This is a genomic window from Candidatus Enterococcus wittei (assembly GCF_002140175.1).
Taxonomy (GTDB): domain Bacteria; phylum Bacillota; class Bacilli; order Lactobacillales; family Enterococcaceae; genus Enterococcus_B; species Enterococcus_B wittei.
Genome location: NZ_NGMO01000003.1, coordinates 357343 through 368127, shown reverse-complemented (window position 1 = coordinate 368127; position 10785 = coordinate 357343). Strand labels below are relative to the sequence as shown.

At 37.1% G+C, this 10785-nt stretch carries 2 protein-coding genes; both read left to right on the top strand.

Annotated features, from left to right (window positions below):
* Window positions 1-581: 581 nt before the first annotated feature.
* A complete protein-coding gene (locus tag A5844_RS09505) occupies window positions 582-9344 on the top strand; it encodes a QWxxN domain (protein ID WP_086284946.1) in 8763 nt (2920 codons plus the stop codon).
* 283 nt (window positions 9345-9627) lie between these two features.
* Window positions 9628-10512, top strand: a complete 885-nt coding sequence (locus A5844_RS09500; RefSeq protein ID WP_086284945.1) for a diacylglycerol/lipid kinase family protein — start codon at window positions 9628-9630, stop codon at window positions 10510-10512.
* Window positions 10513-10785: the final 273 nt, after the last annotated feature.

The window sequence follows — 10785 nt, the reverse complement described above, 5'->3', positions numbered from 1 at the left end:
GTTTTATTGTCTTTGTTGTATAATTCTAACGAAAACGTTTTCTATCTATTGCGTTATAACAAGGTTAACATTTTTTGTGAAAATTGAGAATAAACAGCTATGGGGTTATGAAAAACAAGGAATCAGAAAAGTGCAAGTTTCTTCTATCTGATTTCTATTGTTCTATGTATGGATCTTGTTCCGAGATAGCCAAGTCCTCTAGTATATTTAGAAGTTAATATTTATTTGAAGAGAAATAGGCTAGGGAAGAAGAAGCCTAATACATATCATTACTTTTGAAAGGGACACTTTTCACAAGGGGCATGTTCGTCACTTTATTGAACAACCATTTTTTGTTTCTCTATACTTATAATTTGAATAAAATAAATGGACCAATTAAAAAGTGAAGGGGAGTTTATTAGTTCAAACATTGAAAGTGAGATGAAGAAAAAATACCTCAACTTATAAAATAAGGATACTCAAACTAACATGTAGGAAAAGGCAATGTATTCAATCGAATAATAATCAATTTTCATTATTAGTTGAGAAAATGGAAGGCAAGCGAAATAACTATTTGTTTTTTTATCTAAGGAGTGAAAAAGATGCCAAAGAAGTCAAAGATGCCACAAGCGACTTATAGAAGAACGAGTGGTCTGTACTACAATCAAATGAATGACAAAAAGAAGTCAAGAGATGACCAAAAGATTTTAAACAATATCGTCGGTAGGGCAGGACAAACCCTAACATCCAAGGGAATAACGCACCCATTTGGTTGGTATTATACATGGTTGAACCTCTGGGCGGTGGTTCCACCATTAGATTTTCCTGACCAACAGATGGTCGTAAAAAAAATTCCCCCAGCTTTTGAAGTGAATACACGGATTGACGTGAGAAGAGAAGGAAATCAGACAAGAATTCATTCCTTTGTTTCAACTTCTACCATCAATCGTGAGCGAATCCAGTTCCCATTATTTTTGAATACGACTCATAAAAGGTCTCATCTGTCATCATTAGGTATACAACTGATTGCCTCTCCTATTTTTGGCAATCAGACATCAACGTCCACACAATCGGCTATCGACATAGCGAAGAGGTCCCATGAATTGAGTATTTTTGTTCACCAGAAAGTTCATGACCTCTACCAACTGGAAAACTGTAGCACAACGAGAAGGACGGATCAGGTGAACACCTATATTGTCGCGGGAGAAAGTGTAGAACAGACGAGTTTTACCACGGTTTGTCAGGAAGCATATGGTAGAGCTGAGGCACAAAATAATCAAGGAATGAACCAAGAAAGTGAGAGTGTTCCCCTTTCTACTAATCCTATGACTTCTAGAACAGCTCAAGGGCTTCCATATTTTTCTGCGGATGAGGCAGCTCAAAAGCTAAGCAAAGCCTTTCAAGATTCTTTTGAGAACAAACATAACGCTACAATAGATACCCCAAAGAATTTACATAATCAAGTGACAGGAACGTTTTGGAATGACTTGACTAAGCTGTTTCTCCAGTTCTTTTACCAACATGAAAATATGACTTTTAACCAAGAGCAAGAAGGGTTGAGCAGGGAGACGGTGTTGTCGCATTTTGTTGATTGGTTACTACGAACTTTTTCGATGAACTATGGTGAAAAAAGCCCTATTACCTCCGAGCCAGAAAAGAACTTAAGCTATCAGGTGAGATCTCAATCTTTTAATTCACCAATTCAAACTAAAAAGAAGAAAAAGAAATACAAAAATCAAGAGAGGCAACAATCAAAAGCAGAACTAGAAGTAACACCAGAAGTCGTCTTAGAAACTACTGCGGAATTTGTACGAGAAACAGCTTCTAGCTTAGATACTGAAGCAATCGGCTTTCTCACACAGCTATGGCAATTAGCAGAAAAACTGGGGGAAACGGTGGATCAATTCATTCAAAATGTGGTATGGCCATATGTAGGAACTATGGCGATGCCTATTCCCATTCCTGAATTACCAATACCAGAATCATATGGCAAACTTTCTGTGGATACTATCTCAAAATCAAATAGTATTGTTTTAGCATTTCTAAATAATCAAACCATACCCGTATTACCTTCTGAGCCTCTGATTCCTCATTGGTATGATTTCGATGTGTTCAAAAAACGGAAAAAAACACCAAAGGTTAATAAGGCGATGGTGAGATTTTTGTGTAAGCATCAAGTGCCTTGTGAAAATTTATCAGATCTCGCCATTTTCTTGGCTACGAAAGATTGGATAAATAATGGAGAAACAGAAAAAAAAGTAGCAAAAAGAAGAACACAAGTAGAGAATATCATCCTTCGGTACTCTAAATTGAACGAACAAGACGTAACAGATGGTAATGGTAGAATGATCATACTTCAATGGCGGAATAATAATGCTTTCAAAAGTTATACGTTTGTAGAAATCGATAAATCAACATTGAGCGAAACGAACAAATACAACGAACCCGACAGTCAGGGAAATGAAACTTCAAACGCCTTTTCTGATACTGCATGGGAACAAATAAATGAAATCAATGAAGATATCATTGATAACCGTAGACCTAAGACACGTTACCAAGAACCACTTCCGGTTTTTTATTTTGAGCGTGAACTTTTTCAGAAACGAAATGAGACAAGTGAAGTCAATGAAAAACTAAATCAACATTTTATTGACGAGGGATTTACAAATATGACCCTCACTGATGGTGTAGAATTAATAACCGTTTTTGAAAAATCGCTCGAAAAGAAAGAGAAAGGGGATGACCAATTTAAACAAGAGCAGTTCTTAGCGTATCTTCTTCTTAATGCCTATGAAGTTGCCAAGGAAAGGTTGGAAAACTTTCTATCAGTAACAAATTTTCAACGAATCTTCATGCAGTGGAAAGCCAATATACTATTGGAAGGTTATACATATAGAGAAAGCAATGAATTTGACCAGATGCAAGATCAGTTGCAAGATCAGATGCAAGATCAATTGGAAGAGGAAATGACGGACACGTTACCAGAGGTAAGCAAAGTAGGGAGGCCCATTCCTGAATTACCACTAACGGAATCATATGGAAAGCTTCCTGTAGATATTATCTCAAAATCAAATAGTATCGTTTTAGGATTTTTGAATAATCAAACCATACCCGTATTGCCTTCTGAGCCACTGATTCCTCATTGGTATAATTTTGATGTGTTCAAAAAGCGAGGAAAAACTCCAAAAGTCAATAAGGCGATGGTGGAATTTTTGTGTAAGCATCAAGTACCTTGTGAAAATCTATCAGATCTCGCCATTTTCTTGGCTATAAAGGATTGGATAAATCATGAGGGAACAGAAGAAGAAGTGTCCAAAAGAAGAACACAAGTAGCACGGATCATCCTTCAGTACTCTGGATTGGACGAACAAGACGTAACAGACAGTAACGGTGAACTAATTATACTTCAATGGCGGAATAATAATGCTTTCAAAAACTTTGTGTTTGTAGAAATCGATAAAGCGACATTGAGTGAAATGAACAACTACAACGAGACAGTCAGTCAGGAGAATGAAACTTCAAACACCTTCTCTGATACTGCATGGGAACAAGTAAATAAAATCAATGAAGATATCATTGATATTCGTAGACCCAAGACACGTTACCAAGAACCACTTCCGGTTTTTTATTTTGATCACGATCTTTTTCAGAAACGTAATGAAACAAACGAAGTCAATGAAAAGCTAAATCAACACTTCATTGACGAGGGATTTACAAATACGACCCTCACTGATGATGTAGAATTAATCAAGATTTTTGAAAAATCGATCGAGAAGCGAGAAAAAGGAGATGACCAGTTTAAACAAGAGCGATTCTTAGCGTATGTTCTTCTTAACGCCTATGAAGTTACGAAAGAAAGATTGGGGAACTTTCTATCGGTAACAAACTTTCAAAGAATTTTTATGCAATGGAAAGCCAATACGTTACTGGAAGGCTACGTTTATAAGGAAAGCAGCGTTTTGGAGAAGACAGAGACGGATTATGAAATGGACCAAATGGTTGAGTTGTTTTTGCGTGAAAATGCCGATGACCCAACAAAGATGGTGAAAAATGAGTCAATAGAAAATGAGCTGAAAGAGGATCTACCTGAAATCAATGAGGAATTAATAGAAGATCAACGCAAGAAAATCGTGGATTTCTTTGCTAAGAAAGGGATTGATGTTGAGAAAGCCGATCCCCATCAATTGGTGCAAAAGGTTGCAGAATGGTCACTCCTTGAAGAATCAGCTCAGGTAATGCTAGATATTACAAAAGCAAAACAATTAGCCAAAATCCTCCTTGGAAAAGTGGAGGATGCAATCCTTTCAGAGGAAGAAGCAAGATTAACCTTAGCGAGATGGATGATTAATACGAAGAAAAATGCGATGAACCATTTAAATACTATTAACACGACAGAATCTACTGGGACAGAAGAAACAGAAGTGACGAATGTGCCTTTGCCAACAACTACTGATTCATCTGTGCTACAACGAACATCTAAGTCGCGCTTTAAAACTATTCAATGGCGTGATCCCGAAGTTATGAAACAAGTCGAAGCTTTTTTCCAAGAGAAGAATTTAGTATCTGATAAACCAACCAAAGAACAGTTATTGATTGCTATTGGGAAATTTTTCACGCAAGAAAACAATAAAATAATCTTTACTCATGATAAGATACACCCACTAGCTAAAGTCATTCTGAAAGAATTGAAGCTCTATGGAGGAGAAGGAGAGAAAATCTCCCATAAGGACGCTGAATTAACGGTCATGAAGTGGATATTTGAAAACGTGTTGGGAAGCTCGATCGAAGCGTACATGGTAAAAAAACTCTTGGTGGTTTCCGATTTGGACCAATTTACTATTGGTCGTCTAAGGGATTTATTTACGGTCAAAACTTTGGAGAAGGAGGGGGTTATTCAGTTAGACAGCCCCAATATTTCGCAAGAACAAAAAATTTTTTTTAATAAGTTATGGGAGACCCTACTCAGTCAGGAGCTACCAAATTATTTTCTAGATAGTAGTAATTTAAAGGATGATTTACTGATTTCTGATTATGGTTCGTTGATGCAGTTGACAGGTTCGAAGATTTTAGAGGAGGCAGGGTATCGTAAGGAGTTCACTCAAGCTGAAATTAAAACTATGGGAGAATTCTTCTGGAAGACGATTATGGAGAATGGGGTAACTGATCTTGAAGAATTACGTTGTATGATTATTCCTGCTTTACTTGCTACCGCTCAGCTGGAGCCGGATTTGTTACGTAATGCGTTGGAGAAAGGAATTTATAAAGAAGTTGCTCTTAGCACATTTATCGGTTACCAACAAAATGGCTATTTCATGATCATCGAAAATTATGAAATATTCAAAAAACTTTACCAGATTTATAAAGATGCTGTGCTTAAATGGAGACGTAAAGCTGCTTTAATAAAAGAGGTGATTCAGAAATGTATCAAGCCTGAGATAACTCCGCTCAAGTTTGTATTGGAACAAGCTTATCTCGGAGGACTGGAACCCTGCCCTGCTTATTATAAAGCACCTAATTTGGAAGAATGGTATACTCGTCTGACGAAAGACGTGTCGGAGGCGTATTTTTCTTTTGATCAAAAGTTGATAGAATTTGCGATAAATGCGATCAAAAAAAAAGAATACGAGTTCATTTTTTCCTCTGATACCATACTGTATGAGGCATTTGCCGAGTTGAAAAATAAAATCGATTATATGAGTGGCCCCCCATTGATAGGGGGACTTAATCATCTCTATTTTTCCGTTCTAAATGAACAAAAAAATCTTGTGCTTAATCTAGAAAAGACCGATTTGTTTGCGGCTGTCCGAGGAAATGAGGTACGAATTTATGCGCTTAAGAAAATAGATAAGGAAGGGGGCTATGTTTTATACCGAGTAGATAGGGATCCTCTATCATATCTCAAGTTTGGACTATTTGATCATAAAAACATCTGGGAGAAAGGGTATCAAATGGAAGGGAAGGATGTTCGGATAGGTAGTAATCTCTTTACGTTTTCTGTTCGTATGAATCAGAGTAAAAAATTATCCCATGGTATCGAAATAGATCCACTGCTTGAGATACTAGGTCGTAAACACAGTGATCAATTATATCAGCAGCTTTATGATTTGGGAAATGACAAAACCGTTATCGAAAAAACATTTGATATCATCAAGCACTTTCTCCCTTTTTACGATTGCGTGACAGCCATCTCTAACGAGGATGTAGCTGAGGCTGTCCCTTCTTGCGTTATTGATGCTGTGCTCTTGATTCCAGTATTCGGGCAGATTGCCTCTCTTAATGTAAAATTTGCCTTAGGGATTGCTAGATCATTTGTAAGAGGAGGAATCAGAAATGTAATCAAGAATAGTACCAAATTCATACCTAATGCACTTGAAATCAAGAATCTCCTGATAAGTATTGCACGCTACCTTGATCCGGGATTTGGGGGTATAGTTGATGGCGGGCGGTTGGTGATCAAGAAAATTCTGAAATTCAAAAATGAACTGACGTTGGATGATAAAGTAAAACCTCTTTTAAAAAGAGTAGAAATATTGGAAAAGAAAAGAGCTCTTTTATCTCAAGATATTGTGATGGCAAAATTACCTGACAGTGGACTAGAGGTTCCTGTGAGACGGGTGAAAGAACATTTATATATGCGAGTGACGAATCTAGAAACCGCAGATGTGATTGGCGACTATTTTATGTTGAAGGAGAAGCGCTTAGAGCCTTATAAAGAACCTGTGACATTTACGGATAGTCAGATTGAATTGCTCAATCGGCTAAAGGTCAAGCTAGATGAAAAGCAAATATTTTTCGTCACGACAAATATGAATTCTAAAGGTTACGGAGAAGGACCAGTCATAACGATAACAACAGAAGGAGAAGTGAAGAAGGATTTTATCACAATGAACAACGAGCTTATTCCCGTGAGAATCCTACCCATCAAGGGTCATGGAGTTCGATTTGATGTGTGTGATGGAGAAAATATATTTCCAGTGAACTACAATGGTATGGAGTGGTATTTTGAATCAGCGACTTCCCCATTTGTGTCGAATGATTTAGAGAATACAGTCACCGATGGGATGGATCAGTTTGAAACGTTGAAGAGTCCAAATGGTCTTTCTGCGCCGGATGAAAAGGGGTTGATGTGGGATGAAACTGGAAGATCTTACATCAAAATCAATGATCACTACATCCCGCTGATCTTACTGGATACTGAGAAGAATCGATACCATTTAGTCAAAACTGATTTTAATGACTCGATGACAGTGTTGAATTTTGACACAGAAGATGGCCAATTTCGTCTTGAGACAGATTTAGAAAGAGGAAGTCTAGACATGGATTTGGTTGAGCAAGTAGAAATTCTAGCGCGAGGAAAAAAAGGTTCTCCTAGTAAAAGATCAATAAATGATTTACAGGAACCAGAACCAAGCACTTCAAAGGGATTAGCCTCGCAGACAAATAAAGATACACAATTTCCGGCATATAATGTCCTCCCACCATCCGCAGGAAAAGCAAGTGAGTGGACGAAATTCAGACAAGCGATAGCTTATAAAAAAGCACCTGAAAGAGTGGAGGATAAAAGTGTGAAGCTTTCACCACTATCTTCTTTTATCCCCAAAATGACACCCGTTGTTTTATTTGATGATGATGGAATGAGAAAAGAGATTTTTAAGGAGATTAAGAGCTGTTTAAAAAGAGATTTTCAAGTGTTTGCCGGCTTTCAGTCAAATAATGTACCACCTTCTCTCAAAAAATTTGTCAAAAAAGCGGCAAAAGGTGTCAAGAGAGCTAATAATTACTTCAGCGAAGGAGAAAAGCTGTGTGAAAAATTATTGAAAAAAGACCTACTTGCAGAAACGAAGGAAGGCCAATATTTGACAGAAATGTTTCAGTTACATGGAGAACCTAATCAAGAAGAAATCTTAAAAGAATCTATAAAAAGATTGGCATTAATAGCGGAAAATGGAAAAAATTTCCTTCGAAAATCAGGAGATTTAGGGTTTGGAAATATTTGGATTGCTTCCACTGATCTTAAGCCAATAAGGGATTCGAAGGAGTATCAATCACAACTAAAAGAGGATATACCAGGCGGATTTGTGCTAATGAATGATGCAGAATGTCGAATCGTCATTTTAGCTGACTCATTCCACTTAAATCCAGAAATTGATACCTCTGCACAGCTAACAGGAGCTGTCCATGAAACGGTTATACATGAAGTAACACATCTTGCTTCAAAAACGACAGATTTAATGAAATTCAAATATCCAGCTAAAGGATGTCTTCATAATGGAAAAGAGATAATGGAGCAAATTAAAGTCTACTATCCAGATGTGTTAGAATCTAAAGCGTTAACCCAATTTGTTGCACAACTGGCTGAAGAGCTGAATTTGCCCGCATTATCAAAAGAAGTCGTCGCTCAATCTTTAGATGTAGATCCTATGTTACGTGTTAATTTTCTGTTAACAGATGCCGAATTAGTAATGACTATCCTCAGAGATATTGTCGATGGAAGAGGTTTTGATGATCTAGCTCGTGCCAAAAGAAGTATTGAAACTGAAGATTTAGAAACTGAATTTCTATTTCTATTTTTATCATTGATTCATATAAGCGGTTATCAAATCATAGAGAAAAATCCTCAATTGAATAAGACTCAAGAACAGACAGAGCAAACGACAGATCCTTCTATGCCGTCAATGGATAACGTAAGTGCTACAACATCAGTGTGGGAATCGTGGGAAAGTACGGAGCCTACGAAGGTAGCAAACATCTCAGAACATACGAAAAAAATGCAAGCTACCGAGCCCACGAAAATGACAGATACGATAGAGTCAGAAAAGAATCCATCTACCACAGAGGCTAGTGAAACAAAAGGAGCTACCATGTACACGAGGGATTCGTTGGAGCCGGAAGAGGGTATAGATACTACAAATTCTATGAAAGTACTAACTATCACGGAAATGACAGATACGATAGAGTCAGAAAAGAATCCATCTACCACAGAGACTAGTGAAACAAAAGAAGCTACCGTGTACACGACGGATTCGTTGGAGCCGGAAGAGGGTATAGATACTACAAATTCTATGAAAGTTCTAGCTGTCACGGAAATGACGGAGACCACGGCTACCCGGCATACTGTGGATCCCATGGATGTCACAAAGGAAACATCAACTAAAAGTAGCTTAAATTTGATAGCAAGTAGTACGGAAAGAAGCAACAGTAACTATTCATCTATATTGGTACAACAAGAAGGAACAAAAATCTCAACTACAACACCGAGTAAAAGTATTTTAAATTTGATAGAAGCTGCTACAGAAAGAAGCAACAGTACCAATCAACTAATAAGTAAGGATCAGGAAAAATCAAACTCGCAACTTAGCAAGTAGAATAAATTTTCTCCATCAGAAACGAAAACAAATGATCACATGATGAAAAAAGAGACTGTGGAACATCAGTAAAGTGGGCCAAGTAGAGATAGATTAATAACTATTTTTTAAGAAAATGTTTTATGAGAGTCATATATTTTTGAGCGTTTCCAATTCTTTATTCTAAAATAACTGTTTAAGGAAATTATCAACAAAGTCATTTTTTTTCATCCATAGCTTTATCCAGTAGTAATTATAAATTTTATGTTATTGTAAAATAAAGAGATTAGAAAGGGAGTGTCATATGAAAAAAGCTGTATTGATTGTTAATCCAAGTTCTGGAGGAGAAAAAGCAAAAGAATATGAAGCTATGACAGAAGAAAAGTTGCAAACCTATTTTGATGAGGTCGTAGTTTTGCATACAGAAAAAGCAAAAGATGCTACAAATTTTGCTCGTGAAGCGGCAGCAGAACAAGTTCATAGCGTATTTGCAATGGGGGGAGACGGTACCGTTAATGAAGTCATAAGTGGGCTTGCTGAGCAAGCGTATCGCCCGAATTTTGGTTTCTTTCCACTTGGTACGGTTAATGATTTGGCACGAGCATTGAACATACCGTTAGATCCGGAAGAAGCCATCCAGCATTTTTCCATGGACACGATCAAATCTCTAGACATCGGTAAGATCAATGAACAATATTTCATGAATATCGTGGCGATTGGAACGATCCCTGAAGCAATCAATGACGTGGATCCTGAAAAGAAAACAAAGCTAGGAAAAATGGCGTATTTTATTTCTGGAATCAAACAATTAGTAAATACTCATGCTTATACTTTTGAGTTAGTGGTTGATGGAACAAAAGAAACAATCAAAAGCAGTACATTGTTGATTGGATTAACGGATTCTGTAGGAGGTTTTGAAACCTTCCTTCCTGAAGCGAAAATTGATGACGGAAAACTGCACTTGGTATATTTAAAGGATAGCTCGATGATCGATACCTTGAAAACATTACCTGATCTATTAAAAGGAGTGGACCATTCGACAGATAATCTTGCGTACCAAACAGCAGAAAAAATAGACATCTCATTAGTTGATGAAGAAGAATTAGCAACCAATATAGATGGTGATGAAGGGGATAAGCTACCAGTAACGATCAGTGTGTTACCTTCGCACTTAAATGTGTATTGCTAAGAGTTCTGAGTGCGTAAATAAACGAACAAACGAAAGAATCAAGAAAGTAGAAAGAGTTCTTTGCACTGAGACACAAGATAAAAAACGGAGATAAATCTGTTCGCTTGCTCATGATTGCAGTATTTCTCTTGAAACGATCACTCTCGATTTAAGAGATGAATGATTGTTGGGATACTCTTGATTCTTTTTTGTTTGTTAGTGATCGAGGCTGGGACAAGCGGTTAACTCCTAGAAATAAGAAGGAATCCATGAAAATTGCTTTTCAAATTTTTG

What these genes read in the sequence shown, in the direction of transcription:
- A5844_RS09505 (WP_086284946.1), top strand. Translation starts at nt 582, where the DNA reads ATGCCAAAGAAGTCAAAGATGCCACAAGCGACTTATAGAAGAACGAGT.
- A5844_RS09500 (WP_086284945.1), top strand. Translation starts at nt 9,628, where the DNA reads ATGAAAAAAGCTGTATTGATTGTTAATCCAAGTTCTGGAGGAGAAAAA.